The organism is Alteromonas salexigens, assembly GCF_025628895.1.
GTDB classification, from domain to species: Bacteria; Pseudomonadota; Gammaproteobacteria; order Enterobacterales; family Alteromonadaceae; genus Alteromonas; species Alteromonas salexigens.
The window spans coordinates 118,262-142,540 of sequence record NZ_JAOTJC010000012.1 but is presented as its reverse complement, the minus strand read 5'-3'; the positions used below and the strand labels follow the sequence as shown (position 1 = coordinate 142,540).

16 protein-coding genes and 1 pseudogene are annotated in these 24,279 nt (G+C 50.1%); 4 read left to right on the top strand and 13 right to left on the bottom strand.

All coding sequences use genetic code 11. From position 1 onward, the window contains the following. Positions 1-17 precede the first annotated feature (17 nt). The 3 genes from OCL06_RS13445 to OCL06_RS13435 all read left to right on the top strand — a co-directional run bounded on the left by OCL06_RS13445 (position 18) and on the right by OCL06_RS13435 (position 6,083). Positions 18-2,942 carry a TonB-dependent receptor gene (locus tag OCL06_RS13445; RefSeq protein ID WP_262995414.1) on the top strand — a complete coding sequence of 975 codons (2,925 nt, stop codon included), beginning with the start codon at positions 18-20 and terminating at the stop codon, positions 2,940-2,942. Between the two features lie 146 nt (positions 2,943-3,088). Next, positions 3,089-4,579 carry a tryptophan halogenase family protein gene (locus tag OCL06_RS13440; protein ID WP_262995413.1) on the top strand — a complete coding sequence of 497 codons (1,491 nt, stop codon included), beginning with the start codon at positions 3,089-3,091 and terminating at the stop codon, positions 4,577-4,579. A gap of 1 nt (position 4,580) precedes the next feature. Then, complete coding sequence (locus OCL06_RS13435; RefSeq protein ID WP_262995412.1) at positions 4,581-6,083, top strand: tryptophan halogenase family protein; 1,503 nt, start codon at positions 4,581-4,583, stop codon at positions 6,081-6,083. 74 nt (positions 6,084-6,157) lie between these two features. Here OCL06_RS13435 and OCL06_RS13430 read toward each other — a convergent pair whose 3' ends face one another. Both OCL06_RS13430 and upp read right to left on the bottom strand, forming a co-directional pair. Continuing rightward, complete coding sequence (locus OCL06_RS13430; protein WP_262995411.1) at positions 6,158-7,183, bottom strand: LacI family DNA-binding transcriptional regulator; 1,026 nt, start codon at positions 7,181-7,183, stop codon at positions 6,158-6,160. A gap of 195 nt (positions 7,184-7,378) precedes the next feature. Further along, positions 7,379-8,008 carry a uracil phosphoribosyltransferase gene (upp, locus tag OCL06_RS13425; protein ID WP_262995781.1) on the bottom strand — a complete coding sequence of 210 codons (630 nt, stop codon included), beginning with the start codon at positions 8,006-8,008 and terminating at the stop codon, positions 7,379-7,381. A 258-nt stretch (positions 8,009-8,266) separates the two neighbouring features. Between upp and OCL06_RS13420 the strand changes: the two genes are divergently transcribed. Beyond that, a complete protein-coding gene (locus tag OCL06_RS13420; protein WP_262995410.1) occupies positions 8,267-9,562 on the top strand; it encodes a pectin acetylesterase-family hydrolase in 1,296 nt (431 codons plus the stop codon). A gap of 16 nt (positions 9,563-9,578) precedes the next feature. Here the strand turns inward: OCL06_RS13420 and OCL06_RS13415 are convergent, their stop codons facing one another. From OCL06_RS13415 to OCL06_RS13365, 11 genes and pseudogenes are all read right to left on the bottom strand, one after another. Next, positions 9,579-9,815, bottom strand: a complete 237-nt coding sequence (locus OCL06_RS13415) for a helix-turn-helix domain-containing protein (protein WP_262995409.1) — start codon at positions 9,813-9,815, stop codon at positions 9,579-9,581. 281 nt (positions 9,816-10,096) lie between these two features. After that, complete coding sequence (locus OCL06_RS13410; RefSeq protein WP_262995408.1) at positions 10,097-10,792, bottom strand: substrate-binding periplasmic protein; 696 nt, start codon at positions 10,790-10,792, stop codon at positions 10,097-10,099. A 302-nt stretch (positions 10,793-11,094) separates the two neighbouring features. Continuing rightward, entirely contained in the window at positions 11,095-11,820 is a 726-nt protein-coding gene (locus OCL06_RS13405) for a hypothetical protein (RefSeq protein ID WP_262995407.1), read from the bottom strand. Positions 11,821-12,161: 341 nt separating this feature from the next. After that, positions 12,162-12,491 carry a hypothetical protein gene (locus OCL06_RS13400; RefSeq protein WP_262995406.1) on the bottom strand — a complete coding sequence of 110 codons (330 nt, stop codon included), beginning with the start codon at positions 12,489-12,491 and terminating at the stop codon, positions 12,162-12,164. 390 nt (positions 12,492-12,881) lie between these two features. Beyond that, positions 12,882-13,913 carry an L-dopachrome tautomerase-related protein gene (locus tag OCL06_RS13395; protein WP_262995405.1) on the bottom strand — a complete coding sequence of 344 codons (1,032 nt, stop codon included), beginning with the start codon at positions 13,911-13,913 and terminating at the stop codon, positions 12,882-12,884. A gap of 113 nt (positions 13,914-14,026) precedes the next feature. Beyond that, on the bottom strand, positions 14,027-14,494 hold the full coding sequence (locus tag OCL06_RS13390; protein WP_262995404.1) for a CreA family protein: 468 nt from the start codon (positions 14,492-14,494) through the stop codon (positions 14,027-14,029). 198 nt (positions 14,495-14,692) lie between these two features. Then, the gene (locus OCL06_RS13385; RefSeq protein WP_262995403.1) at positions 14,693-16,525 is read right to left on the bottom strand and encodes a 2Fe-2S iron-sulfur cluster-binding protein; all 1,833 of its coding nucleotides are present in this window, start codon (positions 16,523-16,525) and stop codon (positions 14,693-14,695) included. A gap of 746 nt (positions 16,526-17,271) precedes the next feature. Continuing rightward, positions 17,272-20,373, bottom strand: a pseudogene (locus tag OCL06_RS13380) (efflux RND transporter permease subunit); the annotation flags it as partial. 19 nt (positions 20,374-20,392) lie between these two features. Beyond that, positions 20,393-22,159, bottom strand: coding sequence for an efflux RND transporter periplasmic adaptor subunit (locus tag OCL06_RS13375; protein ID WP_262995402.1), 1,767 nt, complete (start codon positions 22,157-22,159; stop codon positions 20,393-20,395). Beyond that, positions 22,159-23,586, bottom strand: a complete 1,428-nt coding sequence (locus OCL06_RS13370; protein WP_262995401.1) for a TolC family protein — start codon at positions 23,584-23,586, stop codon at positions 22,159-22,161. The genes OCL06_RS13375 and OCL06_RS13370 overlap by 1 nt, the downstream gene beginning before the upstream one ends. Further along, a complete protein-coding gene (locus OCL06_RS13365; RefSeq protein ID WP_262995398.1) occupies positions 23,583-24,071 on the bottom strand; it encodes a DUF411 domain-containing protein in 489 nt (162 codons plus the stop codon). Before OCL06_RS13365 ends, OCL06_RS13370 begins: the two co-directional genes overlap by 4 nt. Positions 24,072-24,279 lie beyond the last annotated feature (208 nt).

Sequence of the window (24,279 nt, the reverse complement as noted above, 5' to 3'; positions counted from 1 at the left end):
GATTAAGGGCACACAAAATGAAGAGAAACCAATTATTTAAGCCTGCACTGCTATCTCTGGCAGTGTCTTCAGCAATCTATTCAGGCAGCGCACTTTCACAGCAAACAGACACCGACAACGCCGCAAAAGACGCCGACAAAAATGTTGAGGTTATTGCAGTTAAAGGGATCCGGGGCTCGTTAATCCGGGCGCAGGCTGTCAAGATGGATAACTCCTCCATTGTCGAAGCCATTTCAGCTGAAGACATTGGTAAACTTCCTGACTCTTCAATTGCCGAATCACTGGCACGGTTGCCCGGGCTGGCCGGCGAACGTGTAGGCGGTCGTACTTCCGGTATTTCAGTTCGCGGTTTCAAGGAAGACTTTACCGGTACGTCGCTAAACGGCCGTGAATTAATTGGTATCGGTGATAACCGGGGTGTTGAATACGATCTATACCCTGCTGAAATCATGACCGGCGCCACCATTTACAAAACCACCGATGCCACTCTGTTAGTGCAGGGTATTGGCGGCACCGTAGACCTGCAAACCGTTCGCCCGCTGGCTGCTCAGGAAACACTCACACTGACCGGTGTTTATGAAGTGGGCGGTAACGATTCCGATAACCCGGAGTTTGATAACAAAGGCAAACGCTATGCATTGTCGTTCGTAGAGAAATTTGCAGATGATACGCTGGGTGTAGCTGTATCACTGGCGACCACCGAGTCACCCCGTAATGAACGTAAATACGGTGTGTGGGGATACGGCGCCAACGAGGACGGTCAGATTACTCCGTTCGGCCTGGATACACAGGCAATCAGCCGGGAGCTGGAGCGGGACACCATGTCTGCTATCGTTCAGTGGCGCCCTACCGATGATCTGGATATCGTTGTTGATGCACTGGATATTGACTACTCAGACTCAGGCGTAATCCGCGGCTTCATAGAACCCTTTGCGGCAGAAAATATCACCGGCAGCGGCATTAATGCATCCGGCACCCAGGTTGGTGTGAACCCGGTATTGCGAACCGACCCGGCTCAGAAAGACGGTGAACTGCAAACCTTTGGCCTGAACGTAACTTATAACGTGAACGACAACTGGACAGTTGAACTGGATGTGGCAGACAGTGAGTCCAGCAAACGAGACTTGCGCGGCGAATCTTATGCAGGCCTTGCACGTTCTGGGGCGCTTAGCTCAGATGAATTTGGTACCCGGCAGTTTCAAATGAGCCCGGATGGCATTTTCTTCACGGGTAGCACCGGACTTGAAGCTTTCTCTGATCCTAGTTTGCTACAGCTTACCGGCCCGCAGGTATGGGGTGGCGGTATGGCAAATATTGCCGACCAGTTCTCGACAAATGTCCTACAAGCCAATGGCGACCCCTTTAGCTACTTTAATGCCCAGGACGGCTTCCTGAACTTCGCCGATTTCGAAGAAGAGCTGACTACCACTCGTCTGGAAGTTGTGGGTTACGTCGACTGGAACATGGTCACGAAATTTACCGCGGGTATTAACTACAGCGACCGCTTCAAAGCAAAAGATAACAAAGGCTTCTTTGCGACTGCGTCAGCCTATCCCTATTCTGATTCCATTCCTTCAGAATACCTGTACAACGGCCTTGCCGATCTGCGCTGGGCAGGCTTAGGTCAGGTAGTGGCCTATAACGGATTCGCCCCATACCAGGACGGCGAATACACCCTGAACGATGCGGGACTGCTGGAGCCAGATCGTCTGGGTGATACCTATACAGTTGATGAAGAAATTATCACCCTGTATGCCATGGTCGACTTTGATACCGATATTGGTGACTTCCCGGTATCAGGTAACTTAGGTGCCCAATACGTACAAACCGATCAGAGTTCATCCGGTTTCATTGGTATTGTCGGCGACAACTTTGCCGTGTGTGATGATGATGGCAACGGCGTGGTAGATGCCGACTGTGTGATTACCGATGGTGACGAGTATTCCCACTTCCTGCCCAGTGTGAACGTGAACATTGAGCTTGCTGAAAATCGCTTCCTGCGCCTGGCGGCAAGCAAAACCATCAGCCGCGCCCGTATCGACCAAATGAAAGCCTCAGGCTTTGTGAAATTCGATCAAAACATCGAGCTGATTGCTACGCCAAACTCCGAAGCGGCAGTGGAAGAATACGGCTCGCCCTGGTCCAAGTTCTCGGGTAACCCCAGACTGCGTCCGCTGGAAGCTAACAACTTCGATATCTCATTTGAGAATTACTTCGATGACGAAGGCTATGTATCGGTAGCGGTGTTCTATAAAGATCTGGTTAACTGGACCCGTGACGGCAACCAGCTAATCGACTTCACCAATGACCCGACTAACGAAGGCGCGAACTACTTCATTCCTGGCTTCCATGACCGCGTCATCGACACGGACGGTAACTATGGTCCGGAAGATACACCGTACGAGGCAGGTGATCTGGTCACGCCACCGGACTTTGGCTTCTATTCATTCTTCGAAGACGGCCTGGAAGGCGAACTTAAAGGGGCTGAGCTAACTGCTAACGTCCCCCTGAGCATGCTAACTGACGCGCTGGAAGGTTTTGGTATCGCAGCGTCGGCCACCTTCATTGACGCTGAACTGGAAGATGGCTCGGCCATTCCGGGCCAGTCCGACGAAGTGTACTCAATCACGGCGTACTACGAAATGAACGGCCTTGAAGTGCGGGTTGCTGCGACGGACCGTTCTGAGTATCTGACCTACCAGCGTGGGGGCTCGAACAAGATCGATGCCGCCACCCGCGATGCGGTAACCCAGGTCGATGCACAAATCAGCTACGACTTTGAAGACAGTGGTATTGAGTATCTGGAAGGTCTGCGGGTGTCATTACAGGGCACTAACCTGACCGACGAGAAAGAAGAAACTATCGACAGCAATGGCATTGTGACCCTGCGTCGGGAGTTCGGCCCATCTTATATGCTTAACCTGAACTACTCGTTCTACTAAGCAACTCAGGCTCAATAGATCAGCCCCTGCCCTTGTGCGGGGGCTTTTTATTAGTACATTTTGACGATTAATTTTGCTTTTGGCTTTACTTTAACTAAAGGCAAAAGCAAAGTTACCGCAATAACGAAATACCCGGGAATTATTCCATGCAAAAACCTGTTCGAAATGTGGTCATCGCCGGTGGCGGCACGGCTGGCTGGATGACGGCGTCACTACTTCGAAAAGTGTTACCAAAACACGTGAACCTGCGTCTTGTTGAATCGGAAGACATTGGCATCGTGGGAGTGGGTGAAGCCACTATTCCCCCTATCCAGACATTTAACCAGACACTGGGAATAGACGAGAAAGCGTTTCTCAGAGAAACCCATGCCACGATTAAGCTGGCTATCAGTTTCGAAAACTGGCGTGTCCCCGGTGAACGCTACCTGCATACCTTTGGCGCACCGGGTGCCACGCTGGGTTTTTGTGGATTTCAGCATTACTGGTTACGCGCGAAACAGCAGGGTGCCACGGCCTCACTGTGGGATTACGACTTAAACGCACTGTGCTGCGAACAGGGTAAATTTAATAAAATTAATACCCAGAACCCCATGTTCGAAATGCAGTACGCCTACCATTTTGACTCTGCCCTGTACGGCCAATTCCTGCGAAAGATAGCCGAACAGATGGGAGTTGTGCGTACCGAAGGTCTCATTGAACATGTCCAGCAGGATCCCGAATCTGGTTTTATCACTGCGCTGCAGTTAAAAAGTGGCGAAACCATTCAGGGCGACCTGTTTATCGACTGCACCGGCAGCCGTGCTCTGCTAAGCCAACGAACGCTGGGCGTGGAATACGAAGACTGGAGTCACTGGTTACCGGCCGACCGTGCGCTGGCCGTACCGTCAGCCAGAAAAGCGAATACCGCCCCTTACACCCGCAGCATTGCTCGTCCTTCAGGTTGGCAGTGGCAAATTCCCCTTACCCACCGCAATGGCAACGGCATTGTTTATTCCAGCAACTACCTGTCCGATGAAAAGGCCCATGACACGCTCATGGGCAATCTCGAAACTGAGGCGCTCGATACGCCGCGCCAGCTGCGTTTTCGTACTGGCCGAGCCCGTGAGCAGTGGCACAAAAATGTGGTTGCCATAGGGCTTTCGAGTGGTTTTCTTGAGCCGCTGGAGTCCACCAGTATTCACCTGATCCAGTCAGGCATAGTACGGCTTATGAAAATGTTTCCCAATCAGGGGATTGAGCCCAGCATGGTGGCGCTGTACAACGCGGAGTCGAAGCAGGAGTTTGAGACCATTCGCGACTTTATTATTCTGCACTACCACGTAAATGAGCGTGATGACAGTGACTTCTGGCGGGATATGCGAAACATGGCGATCCCTGAGCGGCTGTCACATAAAATAGACGCGTTCAAACAAACTTCTGCCATTTTCAACGAAAATAGCGACATTTTTAGAGATTCTTCCTGGGTGCAGGTGATGATGGGTCAGGGACTGATGCCCCGCGACTACCACCCTGTTGCAGATGTACCAAAGCTAGGCACCCTGAACGAGACTTTGAAAAAAGTTTATGACGCCAAACGGCAACCTTTGGAACAAATGCTGGCTCACGACGAATTTCTGCGCCGGTATACGGGGGCCTGATATGTCTGAACCTATGCATATGGTGATTGTGGGCGGTGGCACCGCCGGCTGGATGGCCGCCAACCTGTTTGCCCACCACCTTGCCGACCAGCGTGTACGCATTTCGCTGATTGAATCACCCGATCTCGGCACCATCGGCGTCGGTGAAGGCTCAACCCCCACCCTCAAGCGGTTTTTTAATGATTTGGGGATCGCCGAATCAGAGTGGATGCCGGCGTGTCATGCCACCTACAAAGTGAACATTCGCTTCGCCGGCTGGAGCCCGCAGATGGGTGTGGCTGAGTACAGCCACCCTTTTATTTCGCAACTGGACACATTCAGTGAACGCCCTTTCCATGTGAACAGTCGCACCCGTCGGCTGGGTCTGGACGTTGAAACGACGCCAGAAAAGTTTCTGTTTAATGGTTATCTGGCCAATCGCGGACTGGCGCCTGTCACCCCCGACAACTTCCCGTTTCGTATTGAATACGGCTATCACTTTGATTCCGGCAAGCTCGGCGAGTTTCTTCGCACCCGTGCGGTGGCAAATCAGGTAGAGCATATTCAGGCAAATATCACAGAGGTCATCACGGCCCCCAGTAAGGATATACAAACCTTACAGCTGGCCGACGGCCGGCGTATCGAGGGTGACTTTTTTGTCGATTGCTCAGGATTCCGTTCGCTGTTGCTGCAAAACACGCTAAAGGTTCCGTTCCGTTCGTTTAAAGAAAACCTTTTTAACGGTGCCGCTGTGGTGTTGCCTACCCCGGCCATGGAGAAACCGCCGGTGGAAACCCGGGCTACGGCGTTATCTAATGGCTGGACTTGGCAGATCCCGTTAACCAACCGTACCGGCAATGGCTATGTATACAGCACGGATTATCTGGATAAAGATAGCGCCGAAACGGAACTAAGACGCCACCTGGGGTTACTGGACAGTGACGTGGAAGCACGCTTTTTAAACATGCGGGTAGGCCAGACAGAACAAGCCTGGAGCCACAATTGCCTGGGACTGGGGTTATCACAGGGCTTTATCGAGCCACTGGAGGCGACCGCACTCCACCTGGTACAGCTGGGTATCGAAATATTTATCGATAAGTTTACCGCTGGTGAGCTCTCGCCGCAGTACCGGGACGAATATAACGCCATCATCTCAGAACGCTTTGAGCGGGTCCGGGACTACATTGTGGGTCACTACAAGCTCAATACCCGGGATGATTCAGCCTATTGGCGGGACAACCGTAACAATATGGCGCTGTCGGAGTCGTTATTACAATTACTGGACGTATGGTATCGCAAGGGCGACCTCACGCAGGAAATTCAGCGACAGCAACTGGAATCACATTTTGGAGCGACATCGTGGCACTGTATGCTGGCAGGCTATGGGATTTTTCCGCCCGTGGCGCCCAACCAGCCCGGCACAGGCGATTTATTAGAAGAAAACGGCCTGCCCCGCTTTTTCGAAGGGTGTGCGCTGAATTTCCAGTCGCACACCGACGTATTAACCCGTTACCGCCCTGCCTAGCGACACTGGATGCAAAGAGAGTTATCCAAGCTTAACCGGATAACTCTCTCTGCCAGAATTGGTTGCGAAGCAAATCAGCTGGTTTCACCCAGTTTCAGCTCGAACGGCATCTTAATGGCGTTCTGTTCACGATTTAATAACGATTGTGCAGCCAGCTGGCCTTTTTCCATGCTGGCCTGACAGACCGTGGTTAACGGGGGGCGGGTTCGCAGCGCTTCGTCTATACCGTCAAAGCCGGTAATGCGCAGTTCCTGGGGAATTTTAATGTCCATGGCCAGCGCACACTGCAGCAACTCAAGCGCAATGATATCACTCATGCACAGCACCGTATCCGGGCGCGGGTGACTGTTCAGCACTTCCCGCGCGGCTTGCCGGGCGTAGGTGCTGTCACTTTCCGGTATATGCCAAATCCAGTCACTGCTGACCGACGCCCCCGCTTCTGACACGGCTCGACGGTACCCTTCCAGCCGACGGTGTGAAATGGAACGGTCGCATTCAAACAGGGGAGTATCGTAAACCCGGCAGGTACTCGGTGAATCAATCAGCCGTAAACCAAGAATAGCTACATGGTCGTCTGCGTTAACAGCTTGCCTGGCCACCTGATAGGCGGCCTCCTCGTTGTCTATGTTAATAGACGGAAACCCCTGAAGGTCAAAATCCACCGCCACTACCGGTTTACTCTGCTGGGCCATTTCCTGAGCCAGTGCCGCATTGCGGGGGGCACCATAGCAGATAAAGCCATCCACGAAATCCACAATATCCATGATAGTTTCTGAGTCGCCGGCATACAGCAACAGGTGCTTATTGTGCTTCTGCAACTCTCCGGAGACACCCTGGATAAACTTACTGGCCAGCGGATCGCTTACTACATACTGAATGCTGTCTGCCAGCACCAGCGCTATGATATTAGAGTGACCTTTACGCAAAATTTGCGCGGCCCGGTTTGGGCCGTGATAGCCGATAGTTTTGCAAGCAGCCAGAATTTCTTCACGCTTTGCTGCTGATAACTGGTCCGGCCGGTTAAAGGCGTTTGAAATTGTGGCAGTTGAGACGCCCAGCTTGGTAGCTACATCCCGAAGAGTCAGTTTTGTTTTTGTCATTGCCTGGCTTAGTAATAAGGGCCACCCTCGCATGCAAGCGCTTTCAATTTTGCACCTCACCAAGCAAATGAGCCGGTATAAATTTGTAGTGCTGTTTAAACGTGCTTTGCGAAGTAAAGCCCGACGAGGGCTTAATCGATTAACATAATTTTAAAATGTTGATCGCCAGACCGCAACCTTATTGAGAAATAAATGTTAACGGGTGCCGAATATTTTATCTCCGGCATCACCCAGGCCGGGCAATATATAGCCTTTATCGTTGAGCTTTTCGTCGATGGATGCAGTGAAAATGTCTACATCCGGATGGGCATCTGTCACCGCTTTAATCCCTTCTGGGGCGGCCACTAAAAACAGCCCCATGATTTGTGTGCAGCCTTTTTGCTTTAACAAATCAATGGTGGCGATCAGAGTGCCCCCGGTGGCCAGCATGGGGTCGACAATAAGCGCCATGCGCTGATCGATATCTTTCACCACCTTGTCAAAGTAGGCCACCGGCTCCAGTGACTCCTCATCACGATACAGGCCAACGACGCTGATTTTGGCGTTGGGGATAAGCTCCAGAACACCATCAAGCATCCCCAGGCCCGCCCGTAAAATTGGCACCACGGTGATTTTTTTGCCGGCAATGCGTTTTACCGGTACCTGATCCCCGGACCAGCTGGTGATGGTTGCTTCCTCTGTTGGCAGCGCCCGGGTCGCCTCATAGGTCAACAAATTACCGACTTCACCGGCCAGCTCCCTAAAATGCTTACTGCTTATACCGGCATCACGCATCAGTCCGACTTTGTGTTGAATAAGGGGGTGGGTAATCTCGTGAACGGCCATGTTTGTCTCGCTGCGGGTTGTAATTAACCCCATATGGTAGGAAAAATTCCTCGTATATGCGAGCGTTACCCGCCAGCCTCAGACTAAGCGCGCAATCTCGCATCAACCCAGCGGGTGACCACCTACTTTTCAGGAGTAGAGACGCAACACAACTGAGTATTTTTTACTCTATCCAACATTAATTTATTTCTTTAAGATGAACTTTTTTTAATAGTCTGCGGTATAGGCTGTTCAACCAATAATTCAAGGAACGAAACTATGTTTCTCAAGCGCTTGTTTCTCTTCTCAGCCTGTTCAGTTTTCGGTTTAACCTGCGCTCATGCGCAGGAGTGGCAAACCATTCCTGTTGAAAAAAATATGCAGGTAACGCTGTCAGATGGCACCTCCAAAACAATACAACCTGCCTGTGCTATGGAAGCACTGCCCGCGCCGGCTGATGCGCCTCCGGGCACGCCTGATTTCATTCCCAACGACTTTCGTTTTTACTTTAAACAGGGTGAGTCAGACAATGTGCTGGTTTATTTTCAGGGCGGCGGTGCCTGTTGGAATGATGCCACCTGCGTCGACTCGTTAGCCTTGCAACACGACGGCAATCCACAAAGCCGCCCAGCTTATAATCCGTCTATACACACGGAAAATCACCCCGCCGAAATGGGGGGGATTTTTAATGACCAGCGAGACGATAACCCGTTTAAAGACTGGAGTAAGGTATTCATTCCTTATTGCAGTGGTGACTTGCATGCGGGTTCGAGCGAAGTCGAATATACCGATAATACGGGTGTAGTAACCGGCATGCCAGGTGCGCCTGTGTCCATTAAGCACCGTGGCCATGACAATGTGCTGGCGGTACGCGAATGGCTGAAATCCCATTATGCCTCAGAGACGCCAGACAATATGCTAATTGCGGGTAGCAGTGCCGGTGGCTACGGCGCCACCCTCAACTTCCCTTATATGCAGTCGGCGTTCCCGGACGTACAGGCTTCCCTGCTCTCTGACTCAGCCATGGCGGTGATGACCCGGGGCTTTGTGAATGACGTGCTTACCCCGGGCGGAAACTGGAATCTTGAAAACACCCTACCGGCACCGTTTAACCGTAAGCTTGGTGGTTACCGTTTTTACAAGCTGAATAATCAGTTAATGGGTGCGCTGGCGTACGCTTACCCTTTCAACCGATTCGCTCAGTACACCACCGGGCTGGATGCGGTACAGGTACAGTTTCTGAAAATTGCAGATCAGATCGATCGGGGTAACCTGAACCCGGCGGACTGGGCGCTTTCCCAGTCAGAGTTCTTATACTTTTTGACGTGGCATGTTCGCATGGGAGCCTCTGCCCACACATTGTCAGCATTTACGTGGAATTATCAGTACTACATCGGTGAAGGTACCTGCCATATGGTATTAACCGACTTCTGTGAGCACAATGCGTTACCGGTAAGCCAGCCCAGCCCGTTCTTCAATGAGAGCAGCGCAGAAGGCGTGGCGTTTAAAACCTGGCTACACGCATTCGCGACGGATGTACGATTCCGGGAAAACAGTGTTAGCTACACAAATTAGTCATGCAGGGCACGGCTCAGGCCGTGTCCCCTTCCCCTAACGACAGCGTTACGCCATCCGGTAACGTCAGCTCTACTTTCATTTGTCCCCCAACCGCCGCTAAGTACGCTGCGGCCCGCTGCAAGGGTACGTCCTGAATGCGCTTTGCTTCCAGTTTACTCACCCCCGACGCAGTTACACAAAGCGCCATGGCTACCACTTCCTGTTTTACTCTGTTTTGGCGGCGAATCTGCCCCAGTGTTAGATCTTTCATGTTATTCACTCTGCAAAGGGCATTAAAAAAGCCCAGATGGGAAACCATTCTGGGCTTTTTTGCAAAACGTTTACCTGCGATGCCCAGAAGCGATATCAGCCCCTGAACACCAAGTCAGGCGCAATCAGTAGGTAAAATTATAATTATACTGTGCAGTAACGGTTTGCATGAGAATTCCTTGATCAATCTAATTCGACGATGGCGCCTGTGCGCGTAATTTTCATCTTAACCTTACCACGCCCGACGGCAATGACAACCACTTTCCAATTAGTACAGTGGGGTTATCTTGATGCCAACTGGCGAGCTTGCCAGGTCGCAAGGCATTCTTTAATGCCATGACTTGCAACAGTGCTCTGAAAGGCCTGGCGGTATCGTTTCACTATTTCAGGATCAGAAGGCTTACTGAATGCCAAATGCAGATTGGTATTCAACGCATCGCTTGAATGCACTCTGCGCAGAACCGCATCGCTCAGCCCCATCTCACTCAAAGCCTGACCAATTTGCACCGTGGTGCCAATCATAATATCAACCCGGTTTTTTAACAGCATTTGCACCCGGCTACTTTCGCTGATATTGCTTTCGGTTGCTGACATCAGATACAGATTTTTAAACCCTTGCCTTGCAAGTAATTGGTGAGTGTTGGCATCTTTCACTACTGCGATACTATAATCTCGAAACGCGTCCAATGACTCATTGGCTTGAATAGCGCTGTTCGCCAGAACCCAGAAATACAGCTTTTGCTGAGCTATTTCTCCCACCCAATGAAAACTCTTTTCTCGCTGGGGTGTGCGACCGATTGAAAAAATCATAGTATTTGGCGTGCTCCTGGCCACCGCATAGGCCATGCTCCAGGGCATCACATCTATTGCCAGTTCATGATTATTTTTTTCAGCCAGAGCTCTCACCAACTCAGTCGCACAGCCGGTTAATTTACCTTCCTCATTATACTCCTGGAATGGCGAGTACAGTTCTGTCACCGCACGCAACACAGCACCCTGTACCGGCAGAGCTACCGCTATGCAAAAGGCGCAAGCGATAACACGGTATGTTGTGAACCTCATGTTCATTCCTTAATTGCCATTTCACCGGTGTGAATGTGCGCCGGGAAAGGCGTGATCACCGACAGTGGATGTTCACTTACCAATATGCCCCTTTATCGGGACTTAATTCCACCAGCCCGTTAACCATGACTCACTATAATCCAGTGATACTTTTCTAAACGTTGGTGCGCTCCCCTCAATAAAGGTTAACATGCGATAATACCGCAAACGGACACTAATCAACCAGCAGAAAATATAACCAGCAAGGTGAATAAGACTACACCGGCCGCAAACGGAATAAACCGGCTCTCCCGTTCTTCAGGTAACTCCTCCTTAAGTACATTCAAGATGGTGCTTCCCGCCAGGAATGCAAAGAGCCCGTGAACCAACGCACTGCTTTCTTCCAGTGCCAATCCTGCCAGCCAACCGGCCACAATAGCTATTGCTAATATCCAGCGTCCTAGCTGATGGTAACGGTGCGCATGGATCTTCCTCATCCCGTAGTCGTTAACAAGAAAATGTAAGCCCATGGCTAGCCCATAAAATACCAGGCTCTGAACTTCCGCTGATTCGCGATGAACGAGCAAATAACCCACCAGGGCGTTGTAAAGTGCAAAGACCCCCAGGTGCATGAAAAACACCCCTTGCTTATGCTCACCTGGCTGCTCATGCCCGTCTTTTCGGCCTTTAACAAGGCGTTCCGCGCCGTAGAAAACACTTAACCCCACCAGCGCCAACAGATAGGCCTGATGTTCGCTGCTTAACGCAATTGGGCTGTGTGATTCCAGCGACACCTGTATTTCAGCGATTTCGGGAAATAGCACCAGAAATACGTAAGCTACAGATACGCCACCAGCGAACGATAACCAGCGACTACGGGGTACTCTCTCCAGTACCCGTAGCTTACCGGCGAATAAATGAATTAAACAAAATACGGCTATAATGCCGCCTTCTATTCTCAACATAACTCTTCCCTTTCTGGCCCGGTAGCAATAAAACCTGTTCGTCACTGTCGGACGCAGCTCTCTCAAGTTGTTCAGATTACTGGTCAACGGCCAGTAATAATGTTGGTATTTTCAAACGGATAAAAGCGCGTAATGGGTCACTAAGTTTTGTATGTAGTAAGGGTAAGGTACCGCTTTGGAGGAAGTACTAACATATACGCAGGATGGCACATGCTTTACTAGAAGATGCTCATAAACTTTCCGGGCTTCAGCCTGGAAGCACCCAGTGGGAGCGGTGAAGAGCCAGATGAGGGAGCGAACCGCATCTCAGATGCAAAAGCGCCCGCTCCCTAAGCATCTAATTACTTTCTGAATTTCATCTCCTGCAGCAACTTAGTGCCCATCACAGTGCGATATTCCGCCCGGTCTGCACTCTCTGCGTACATTTTTTCCATGCTTTTCTTGGCCCACTCCATGTACTTTTTACGCCGTTCTTCATCCTGGTCGGGCGTGGTCATATTTTTAAAAACCACTATTAGGTACAGATCCGGTTCATCAGGCCGGGGATGTACGTTACTTAATACCTCAAAACGCTCCAGCCAGCCTTCAGACTTACCAAAGTTCAGGTTTTTACGCCACTCGTCAGCCAGCCATTTGCTGTATTTAAGACCGGCACCATCTGAGAGTTTCACACCCGTCACCTCCCAATAGTGGCCGCTAACAAAGGGGGGCTCGTGATCATTCGCCAGTACATTTGAGACTGAAATTAAACTAACAAAACAAAATACTGCTACTCCTTTCACTATATTTTTCATTTTCTGCTCTCCGTAGACGGTAATAGGATTATTCACCGCGCATTAAACATAGCTCAAGGTGGCTAAATTTCACACAAATCATGCATCAAATGTAAATTGAAAGTGGTTGTTGAAAAAGGGGGCAGCGGAGAGGCTTGGGGGTGGTGCCCCCGCGGTTTGCTTAGAGGCCGTAACAGGGTGTGAAAGGTAGCCGGGGTGTTTTCAACCCCGGCTTTTATGGTTTGTCGCCTCTCTGATTTCGTAGCAACCTGCAGTGCACGCTGCCCGTTATGGCAGGGGCACCCGGTAAATTTCAAATTCCATGTCAGTGACATCCTGGCCTGCATGCTGGATTTTGCTGTTCGTGTAATACAGATAGTCTTCATGGATACTGAAGGTGTCAGCCCAGCTTACTGCGTCCCCCTCAACCAGCGTCCGCAAATCCAAACTTGGCGTGAGGTATTGCACTTTGTGGTGCTCTAAATCCGCCAGATACAAATTCCCCTCACCGTCGTAAATCATGCCATCAGGCGCCCCGGTCTGGGAGATCGCACGCACATGTTTGCCGGTTGTCTTGCCTTGCTTAATATCGCTGGTATTGATGCTGTATAACGTATAACCAGACAGCGCGTGAAAGTACAACGTGCGGTTACGGCTATCCAGGGCAATGCCATCTGAGTGAATCGTCATGTTTACTGGCGTCCCCGCGACATTAATACCAGCCACCTCCGCCGTAGTGCTGGCCAGCCCATCCAGTATGCGATAGCTGGTATCGTCATTAAGGTTATAGACCACCAGGCCGGGATGATTTGAGTCGGTGAGGTAGATGCGTTGGGTTTCGTCATCAACACGCAGATCATTAATGTAAGAGTCGCTGTGATAAGCATCCTCAGCCAGCATCAGGACATCGGTAATGGCGTTGCTACTTAAGTCCACCACAAATATCCGTGGAGTATCTACCACCTGTTTAAGTTTCGGGTTGCGCGTGTCCAGAACGTAGAGTTTATTATCATGCGCTACCACCGACTGTACTGCTAAAAAGCAGTCATCAGCAGGTTTACTGTCAGCGACACAACGGTTGGCTTTTTCATCAGGGTACGGCGTGAAAGCATTGGTACTGGGATTAACTTCAGCTACTGCATAAGGAACGCCGTCCCGCCAATTAGGTGCATTAACAAACACCCGTGCCGATTCTGAGACGGTGACACCCGTTATCTGAACGCCGTCACTATAGGCGACTTTTTCTGCTTGCGGGAGGTCATTGGCAGTAGCCATGCCGGCCAGCAAGAGGCCCGTGGTCAGGGAGAGAAAACGTTTCATAGCAATCCTTATGTAATGTGATGTAGCTACTACGCACTACACCACTAACAAGATTGCTCTCACGCCCCAAGCGGTATTTTCAAAACGCTATATCAACGGTCATTACGATGCCGCTAGTTGGTGGTGCTAACCGAAGGATAAGCCTGGGTATTCCATAGCGGCACAGTAGACAAACTATGCTTGAAACTACCTGAGGACTCTTTGGTGGAGTAAGACACGTACATCAGGGTTTTGGACTGTGCATCATATATCCGGCGGACCTTCATGTTTTTAAAGAAGATACTTTTCGACTTTTTGAACACCACATCCCCGGACGCTGATTTATCAATTTCCGCTATCATCCGGGCCGTAATATCACCTGTCTGGCGGCAGGCAATGGCACTGTCAGAAGGGTCTGAAAAGTCCAAGTCTGCTTCAATGCTGGAAATGTGGCAGGTTACCCCGGTTACTATGGGATCCTGAAGCGCATCTATTTTAATATCTTTGGTAGTAAACAAACCCAGAGACACATCTCCGACTTCCTGATCACTGCAGGCAGAAACACTGATCATTAACAGCAATAACAAGGGTAAACGTCCCATGACTTTTCCTATAAATAAATGAATAGCAACTATACGCAGTGACGACGCATTTTGCCAAATGCCCCCACAAACCCGGTGAAATAACCCGTGAAGGACTGCATGTCCGGCAGGGGCGATAACCCCCTACTCATTGAACGCCCGTAGCTTACGGGTTTACGATGCACCGTCCACCGGTAGCTTTGCACTCACAGTCCGGTACTAACGGCTAAATTTATCTTTAAATATAAGGTCCGCCGGTACCCCGTTGGCCAATATAATCTTCTCAACTTCTTCCATCATTGCGGCGGGGCCACAAAGATAGTATTCCGCTGACCATGGCTCCCCCCGTTCATTTAGGAGGGTCGACAATACTTTTTGTACATACCCTGACTCCCCGCGCCAGCTATCTGAGGGAGCTGACAGGGTGGGAATGTATCTGAAGTTTTCAAATTGCGCTTCCAGTGTTTTAAGCTCGTCATAGTAGAGAAGGTCATCCTCGGTTCTGGCACCATAGACCAACACCATTTCGCCACTTGCGTTATATTTTTTTAGTTGCTCGAAGATAATTGAACGCAAGGGTGCAAGCCCCGAGCCGGCGCCCACGAAAATCCGTTCCCGATGTGAATTGTTGCTTGCATAAAAATCACAATAAGGGCCCCTCGCTTTAATCTCTTCCCCGGTTTTAAGCGAGCCCAGATAGCTCGAACCGATACCTGCAGCATAGTTACCCGCAGAGGTTTGCCAGCGTATATTGAACGTGAGTTCTTCAGATTCCTGGTCAAAATTAGCGATAGAATAATGGCGAGTCGCGCCTGAGTGTGAAAATTCGCCTTGCGAAAAATCAGTCCAGTACGGTTTAAACTTTGCCGGTAAATCAACCGGACATAAGTTGTTAACGCCGGCAGGTACGTCAAACTCCATATAGGCGCCGGCTTTAAACGCCAACTTACGGCCTGATTTCTCTTTAAAGGTAACTTCTTTAATAAAGGGGGTAAGAAATTTACTTTCTGTGACCACCAGGTCGCAACTATCCACGCAGCGATTTGACGCAACTTCTATAGTGCTGATTTCCGAGACTTTGTGCTGACACCCCAGACGATAGCCTTGTTTAAGTTGACGCTCAGACAGCTGCTCTTTCTCCGCAGAGGTAGTTGGCAGGGTGACATCACTTTTGAAGAGGCACTTCCCACAGGTGCCCCCGCCCCCGCAGGTGGTAGGTAGATATATCTCAGAGTTTGCTAGCTCGTCGAGGACACTTGCACTCTCTTTAGCAGAAATATCAGAACGCGAGCCATCATCAGAGAACGTCACCGTGACGGGCTTGTAGCGAGTCCGCCAATTAATTTTCAATAATCCGGACTGCCATTGTTGTACCAGCCACAGCACCCCTGTAACGGATAAAAACAGGGTGAAAACTGCAAAGAGGATGATTAATCCATGATTAAAGCCACCTTCGTTACCGTAGTCCATGAAGTGCAGCTTCATCATAAGATTTTTTAGTCTTACGTCATCGTTGGTATGCCGAATAACCCTGCCCGTCACCCCATCTAAGTAGATCCGCGTACTATTGTCGTCCGTGACGTCAATCTGCCACATTGGATTCTGCTGGGTAACATAATCGTCAAAAGGAGGCGCGACCAACTGCGCTTTTTGCAGCTGGCCCGGACCGGAATATGACTGCTGTGCTAGCACAAGCGCCTGCGCTGCGGTCAGCTGAGCCCGCTCACCGGATACCGCATCAAATAATGCCGAATTACGTTTCTGGTAACTATGCTGGCCTTTTTCATAAACAAAATGGTAATAGGGATGATTCAGGATCCATAACATTTGAACACTGATGGGCGGCGCACTCGCAATAGAAGAAACCGGAACAATGTTGAGGTTTCCGGCTTTTGTTTCCTGATGAGAATGGGCCCTGAATTCATGCCCCATCGCTTTATGATGATCCATAAGATTGAAATAAACGCCGGTACCCAACCAAACCAGAAGTTGAATTCCCACCACCAGCGACAGCCATTTATGCGCGGTTTTACTGACTTTGAATAAGGACATCACATCGCCCCCCGTCTACCTAACGCTAGCACCCGGAAATAGGTCAGAATCGCGCCGCTGCAGGCAGCAACTAGTCCTAGTGTGGCCACGACAAATAACAGCCAGTTAGAGACATTACTGCCGTCATCATAATCCATAATATGAAATCGCCACATCCAGTCGAACAACCGCCAGAAGTTGTGCCGTTTAGCCACCACCTTCCCAGTATATTGGTTAATATAAAAGGTGGGGGTTGTCACGCCTTCATACTTCACCTGCCAGAGCGGCAAATGTCGCGGTGAGACTTCTGCAGGTAGCACCGACGTCGACTCTATCAGTGCTACCGAGTCCACGGTTCCCGTATCTGAGTAGACGTAATGCGCTATTTCTCGTGCTGTACTTTCATCAACGGGCGGCACCACTGCTCCCGAACTGGCATCGACTACCGCAAGGCCAGCGTCGCCATTGGTAAATCTGTATACCTGCCGATCCATTAATCTGCCAATGGAGATATCAGTTGCTTCAGGAAAGTCGGACAGCAACATGGCGGTGGAATAGCTTATCTTCTCTGTATTCAGTGTCTGAGTCTGCTCTTTGACGAGTTCTTCACCATGTATATAGTGAATGTCCATACTCACCATATAAAGCCCACTCACCGACCAGAATAAAAACTGCACACCAAGAAATGCCATCAACCACTTGTGATATTTACGACTTGATTTCAGCAGACTGAACGGCGGTTTTTTAGTTTGTACGTGACTGCGGACACGCCACAGATAGTAAACAGCGGGCAACACGACCAGAGTTAAAATTACAGCGCTGGCCATGCCGCCAACCATGGGTGCGGCAATGCGGCTCATCACTTCAGACCCGGTTCCCGAACCATAAAGAATTGGCATTAATCCTATGATTATGGTGGCCACCGTCATCATGACCGGACGGATACGCTTCCCTGCCCCATCCATGATCGCGTGGGCCAGTTTATCGGCAGTTAACTGGGTATTCTCACGCGCGCACTCATCTTTAGCATTTTGATAAGCCTGGTTCAGATAAACCAGCATAATGACACCAATTTCTACTGCCACGCCGGCAAGGGCTATAAATCCAACACCTACCGCCACCGAAAAGTGGAACCCCTCCAGATACAACAACCACAATCCACCAATCATCGCCACCGGCAGGGTTATGATGATAATCGCCACTTCGCTGAATGAACGGAAGTTTAAATAAAGCAAGATGACAATAATCGCCAGAGTGAGAGGTAGCACATAAGTAAGCTTCTCTTTCGCGCGCTCCATGTACTCATATTGCCCAGCCCAGGTAATTGAATAACCTGCCGGCAAGTCCAGGTTGTCGGCCAGGAAAGCTTTGGCATTGTCCACATAGCTCCCTACATCCACCCCGTCAATATCAATAAATGTCCAGCCATTAATACGGGCGTTTTCACTCTTTATCCCCGGCGGTCCGTTTTCAACGCGGATTGTCGCAACGTCGCCGAGCGCGATACGTTGGCCGGTTGGTGTGACTACCGGCAGTCTCGCCAGTTGTTCTGGCGAATCGCGGTAATCCTGAGGGTAACGTAAGTTTACCGGGTAGCGTTCCTGTCCTTCCACGGTCTGCGTCACGTTCATGCCGCCGATGGCCGTGGCCACCACCTGCTGAACGTCTGCTATGTTTAAACCAAACCGACTGGCTTTATCCCGTGATATATCCACTTTGATATAACGGCCACCCGCAACGCGTTCTGAGTACACCGACGCGGTACCGTTTACTTGCGGCAGTAGTTGCTCAATTTGCTGACCAATTTTTTGGATTTTATCCAAATCGGGGCCCGCGACTTTAATACCCACCGGCGTTTTAATGCCTGTGGCGAGCATATCGATACGCGTTTTAATTGGCATCACCCAGGCGTTGGTCAGGCCGGGAAACTTTACTAATTTGTCGAGTTCAGCTTTTAATGACTCCGTGGTCACCCCTTCACGCCACTCGTCTTTTGGCTTCAGCTGGATAAAGGTTTCAATCATGGTCAGCGGCGCAGGATCGGTGGCGGTTTCAGCCCGCCCTACCTTGCCGAACACATTCTCTACCTCCGGCACGGTGCGTATCAGCTTATCGGTTTGCTGCAATAGCTCTCTCGCCTTGCCGATTGAAATGCCAGGATAGGTGGTTGGCATATACATCAAATCGCCTTCATCCAATGGCGGGATGAATTCACTGCCAATTTTATCAACCGGCCAGAAACCAACGATGGTGACGATAATCGCAGCCACTATTGTCGACTTGGGGTATTTCATGACTTGTCTTAGCACAGGCATGTATCCGGCAATCAACAGTCGGTTTAATGGATTCTTATTTTCAGAGACCACTTTTCCTCTGATAAAATAGCCCATCAACACCGGTACCAAAGTCACTGCTAAACCCGCTGACGCCGCCATTGCATATGTTTTGGTATAGGCCAGCGGTGAAAACATCCTGCCTTCCTGCGCCTCGAGTATAAACACCGGCAGGAAGGAAACCGTGATAATCAACAGACTAAAAAACAGTGCAGGGCCCACCTCACTTGCTGCTTTGGCTACCACTTGCCATCGGTTCTCATCGGTTAACGGTGTTTTTTCCATATGCTTGTGCATATTCTCAATCATCACAATGGCACCATCGGTCATCGCACCGATGGCAATGGCAATGCCACCTAAGGACATAATATTGGCGTTGATGCCTTGCAAATACATGATGATAAATGCCACCAAAATGCCGAGGGGCAAAGTGATCACCGCGACAATGGAGGAGCGAAGGTGAAACAGGAAAGCGAAACAGACGAGAGCCACCACCGCTAACTCTTCCGTCAACTTACTCCACAGATTATCTACGGCCCGGTCGATTAACTGCGACCGGTCATAGACGGGGACAACCTCTACCCCGTCCGGCAATGACAGCTTAAGAGATTCTAGTTTCTCCTTTACGCCGTTTATGGTTTGCTGGGCATTTTCGCCAAAACGCATGACCACCACACCGCCGACGACTTCCCCTTCCCCGTTAAGCTCCGCGACGCCCCGCCGCATCTGAGGGCCAAGATTAACGGTGGCCACATCGCCTACCCGTAGTGGCGTACCCTGGTCGTTAATACCCAGAGGAATTTTTTCAATGTCTTCAACTGACTGAATATAGCCTGTGGCCGTTACCATGTATTCAGCTTCAGCCATCTCAACCACAGACGCGCCGGTTTCCTGATTACCGCGTTTAAGCGCGGTTTGAATATGGCTGAGCGGCACGTTGTACGCTCTTAATTTATCCGGGTCGACTTGTACCTGATATTGTTTGACCATACCGCCTACCGCAGCCACCTCGGACACGCCGGGTACGGTTTGCAGCTCATACTTCAAAAACCAATCCTGGATGCTACGTAACTCACTCAGGTCGTGTTGACCGGTTCGATCGGTGAGCGCGTAAATATAGACCCAGCCAACCCCTGTGGCATCGGGTCCCAATTGCGGTGTGGCAGACTCAGGTAGTGTGGAAGCGACCTGACTCAGGTACTCAAGCACCCGACTCCTCGCCCAATATAAGTCGGTATCATCATCAAAGATGATGTATACGTAAGAATCACCGAAAAATGAGTACCCCCTGACGGTTTGGGCACCTGGTACCGAGAGCATCGCGGTAGTCAACGGAAACGTGACCTGATCCTGCACGACCTGTGGGGACTGACCGGGATAGCTGGTCTTAATGATGACCTGAACATCCGAAAGATCAGGGATAGCGTCAACCGGAGTATTCTTTAACGAATAGAGTCCCCCGAACGCGAGAATTAAGGTGAGCAGGACGACAAAAAACCTGTTGCTCACCGACCACCTAATAACTGCTTCTATCATAACGACGGTTCCTTAATTCTTACTGGTGGTCGCTGTGATCAGCGTGGTCCGCGCCCATCGGGCGGTGCGCTTCAGAAGTCGCCCCAGAGGGTGCTGATGAAATTTCGGTGATCACAAAATCATCCCGAATCTCAAAGGTGAACACCACTTCATCGCCAGTGTTTAAACCGGCAATATCAATTGCGTCGGTAAGCATAAAATCCATGGTTGTGGCAGGCCTGTTCCACTTTTCAATTGGCCCGCGACTGATATTTAAGATCCGCGTGGAAACGTCTATTGAATTGATGGTGCCTGCCACGGTAGCTGATGGAAACTCAGGTTCTGACATAATATGAATGCCGGTAACTTCATAGCCACCCGCCTGCGTTTTGGTCACCTCGAAATGTAAGGTCTGGCCTGCTTTCAACGCATCGATATCCACACTTTCAGATACATCAAAATCCATCGTCATTTCCGGCCAGTCCCAGGCTTCGGCGGGGCCATGAGTGATATTGACCATTCTGTGACCGGCCATCACGGTGTTGATTTCGCCTTCCATCCACACTGACTCTGGTACCTCATTACTTGCCATGCGTTTAAAGTCGGAGCTTTTGCTGGATTCAGAGTCAATCAGGAACTGCGCGGAGGTGACCACTTCATCATTTTCATCGAGGCCACTTAAAATTTCGATGTTATCTTTGGAAACCCGGCCTATGGACACTTCCACTGACTTGAACCGCCCTTCCCCAAGCGCGAGAACGACCCGATCCTGATCGCCGGTACGAATGACCGCTTCTTTCGGCACCACCGTCACTTCTTGGTCAGTGTTTGCGTGAATGGATACCTGGGCAAACATATTAGGCTTTAGCTGTTGGTCCGGGTTATCGAATTTCAGTCTCACCCGAAGTGTGCGTGTCTTGTCGTTCAGGGTCGGGTAAACATAATCCACCACTCCCTGCCACTTTTGACCAGGCAGGTAATCCAGCGTCATTGACACAGGCAGCCCTTCTTTAATAAGGGCGGCATCCCGCTCAAACACTTCGGCTTCAACCCACACCTCTTCTAATTGCCCGATGCTCATTAACGTCGTCCCCGGCTTAACAAAAAAACCTTCGCGGATTTTTAGCCCATCCACCACGCCGGACTGGGGGGAATAAAAAGTCACATTTTGCTGAACCTTGCGGGTACTTTCTAATTGCTCGATAAAATCAGCGGACAGCTGTAAGGCACTTAGCCGGTCTTTCGCTGCTTCGATCAGTGAGTTATTGTTGCGATTCAGGGCAATCAGAAATTCTTCTTGCGCGTTAACCAGCTGGGGGGAATAAAGTGTATACAGTGGCTGGCCTTGCTGCACCGGGTTGCCCGCAGCCTTTATGTATAATTTCTCAATCCACCCTTCTACCCGGGGGTGAATATGAATAAGCTCATCCTCATCATATTGCACATAACCCACAGTGGTTATCTCTGAGTCCATTTTTTTCAGCTCAACCGGCGACGTTCTTACCCCCAGGTTGTTTACCACATGCGGGGCTATTTCTACTGCGCCTGGCCCAACCTCGTCCTTTGATGACGATTCTTCATAGACCGGGACTAAATCCATCCCCATGGGCGATTTGCCGGGCTTATCACGCCGGTAATTATCATCCATCGGAGCCACCCAGTAGAGCGGTTTTTTTTCACCCGATTCTTGTTCTGTCTCTGATGAAGTAGAAGAATCCTGAAAAATACTCAGGGCACCAGCCCCAAGTAATACGCCTATCAAAGTAGCGGCGACAATCTTAAGGGTGTTGTTTTTATTATGATCCATCAGTGAGCTCCGGATTTTTCGGTGGCGTCGAACTCGCTATTCGAGCGCAGATTTGGCCTGCCTTCAGTGTACGTTTGGGCCGAAACAAAAAAGTAATTAATGCGGGTGACGGTTTTTAAGGTTTCAACGTCTATTTTTAAGGCAGAAATTCGCGTATTCAGCTCGGCAATTCTTGCCCTGACGACTTCGGTGAAATCGCCATCATCATTTGTGTAAGCGGTTAAAGTCGCTTCTGCTTGTTCATGAGATTGTTTCAGTAGCTTTTCCTGATATATCGACTGTCGCTGCCTCAAACGGTTGAGTTGTCGCAATTCTTGCTCAACCGCACTTATCATTTGCTTAGTCAGCAAGAGCTTTTCTGTTTTTATCGCTTGTGAGTCGGCGATGGAAGCGGCCACCTGTTGATCCTTGCGATCTTCAGTAAACAGAGGGACATCGAAGGACACGCCCACGGAGAAAAGATCCGCCCGATCTTCATTAAAAGAAGTATCGTTTCGATAACCGTAACTGGCGTTCACCCCCCACTGAGGTTTGTACTGCTGCTTTGCCAGTGCAATCTCCATTTCTGCTACTTCTCTTTTTATATCAATGGCTAAAATAGCCGGGTGGTCAGCAAATTCGCGTGCTAAATCGGTTCTTGAGTAGGCCGAAGGCTTCAGTATTAAAGGCTTTTTCAGACGCACATCAGGTAATTGTGACGACACAGCAAACGCCGCCGGCTGAGTATCGAAATTAAACGTATTGTCTGCGTCGCTGCTATAGACATGTAACCATTCGTTTAAGCGGGCAACATTGGATTCCAGTTTTTGCTTCTGCTCAGTTAGCCGGTCTTCCAGTTGAACAATTTCAAGTTGTGCTCTGATGACATCGTGCTGGCGGGTCTGGCCAATCGCATTGGCATAATTTGCGCGGGCTATCTCCGCCATTTGCTCGAAGAGTGCCCAGTCTGATTCAATCAGAGCTATCGTCTGTTGAGCCAGAAATGCATCAAGCCATAGCTCCGACACCTTAGTTTTTAGCTTCGCTTTTCTGTTGGCACGCAATAACGGGAACTTTGATGCTTCTGTGCGTAACTGCGACTCTTTTATCGCTAAACTATCCCCCCGGGGAAACATCTGCGTTACGCCCACTTTCAGTTGCGTCATACCTTCCTGATCCAGATCCCATGAATCGGTAGGCACGCTCATGATGCTCAGTGAGACGGTCGGATCTGGCAACGCGCCTGCAGCAACACTTCTGTGCTCTGTGGCGGTTTCTCTGAGCTTACTGCCATGCAGCCAGGGGTCATTTTGCAACGCCAGCGTAATTGCCTGCTCTAAGGAGATGGCTGTTTCAGCGTGCACAACAAACGCAGACATGCTTACCATTACGCCCACACTCACTTTTGCAATACCCCAAAATGAACGTATAGAAGATAAGAGTTTCATTTGAACTGCTCCTCGTAAGTATCAATGTGGGCATATACCCGGCTGGTGCCGTCTTTAAAAAGTATCAGTACCTGGTAGGGCGTAAACCGGTCGTCAACTTCCATCCCTGGTGAGCCAACCGGCATAGCAGGCACGGATAGGCCAATAGCCCCGGCGGGTTGTTCTGCAAGGAACTGGTTAACAAACTTCGCGGGCACATGACCTTCTATTGCATAACCATTTCTGGTCACCGCAGTGTGACACGAGCGGTATTCCGGCCTGATACCGTAGTTATTTTTTACGGTGGCTAAGTTGGAGAACTCATTTGCGTAGATAGTAAATCCCTCATCTTCAATATGGCTTATCCATTTTTTGCAGCAATGACAGGTTGGCGATTTGTAGACCATCAGCTCTGACATGGCTGGTTCGTGATGATTTTCTTCCGCCTGCGCTCCCACAGGCAGCAACAATACTACTGCAATGATTTTAATAAACTTGACTATCATTTCTGTTCCCCAGAGAAACCAGGTAAAGCTCAAATGCCATACTGGCGAAGTATATATTTACGCGTTGATTATGTGTTTAAAAAGCGCTCGCAAAACAGGTTTCGCGAACACCAGACACATTTATCCTGTGAAGGTAAAAATCGGGGGACGAAACAGTGAGGTAGAGATGGATTTCGTTTGGGTGGTGAGCTGAAAGGCTATGCTTTCA

Coding starts and splice junctions, on each gene's coding strand:
- OCL06_RS13445 (WP_262995414.1), top strand. CDS start 18: ATGAAGAGAAACCAATTATTTAAGCCTGCACTGCTATCTCTGGCAGTG.
- OCL06_RS13440 (WP_262995413.1), top strand. CDS start 3,089: ATGCAAAAACCTGTTCGAAATGTGGTCATCGCCGGTGGCGGCACGGCT.
- OCL06_RS13435 (WP_262995412.1), top strand. CDS start 4,581: ATGTCTGAACCTATGCATATGGTGATTGTGGGCGGTGGCACCGCCGGC.
- OCL06_RS13430 (WP_262995411.1), bottom strand. CDS start 7,183: ATGACAAAAACAAAACTGACTCTTCGGGATGTAGCTACCAAGCTGGGC.
- upp (WP_262995781.1), bottom strand. CDS start 8,008: ATGGCCGTTCACGAGATTACCCACCCCCTTATTCAACACAAAGTCGGA.
- OCL06_RS13420 (WP_262995410.1), top strand. CDS start 8,267: ATGTTTCTCAAGCGCTTGTTTCTCTTCTCAGCCTGTTCAGTTTTCGGT.
- OCL06_RS13415 (WP_262995409.1), bottom strand. CDS start 9,815: ATGAAAGATCTAACACTGGGGCAGATTCGCCGCCAAAACAGAGTAAAA.
- OCL06_RS13405 (WP_262995407.1), bottom strand. CDS start 11,820: ATGTTGAGAATAGAAGGCGGCATTATAGCCGTATTTTGTTTAATTCAT.
- OCL06_RS13395 (WP_262995405.1), bottom strand. CDS start 13,913: ATGAAACGTTTTCTCTCCCTGACCACGGGCCTCTTGCTGGCCGGCATG.
- OCL06_RS13390 (WP_262995404.1), bottom strand. CDS start 14,494: ATGGGACGTTTACCCTTGTTATTGCTGTTAATGATCAGTGTTTCTGCC.
- OCL06_RS13385 (WP_262995403.1), bottom strand. CDS start 16,525: ATGTCCTTATTCAAAGTCAGTAAAACCGCGCATAAATGGCTGTCGCTG.
- OCL06_RS13375 (WP_262995402.1), bottom strand. CDS start 22,159: ATGGATCATAATAAAAACAACACCCTTAAGATTGTCGCCGCTACTTTG.
- OCL06_RS13370 (WP_262995401.1), bottom strand. CDS start 23,586: ATGAAACTCTTATCTTCTATACGTTCATTTTGGGGTATTGCAAAAGTG.
- OCL06_RS13365 (WP_262995398.1), bottom strand. CDS start 24,071: ATGATAGTCAAGTTTATTAAAATCATTGCAGTAGTATTGTTGCTGCCT.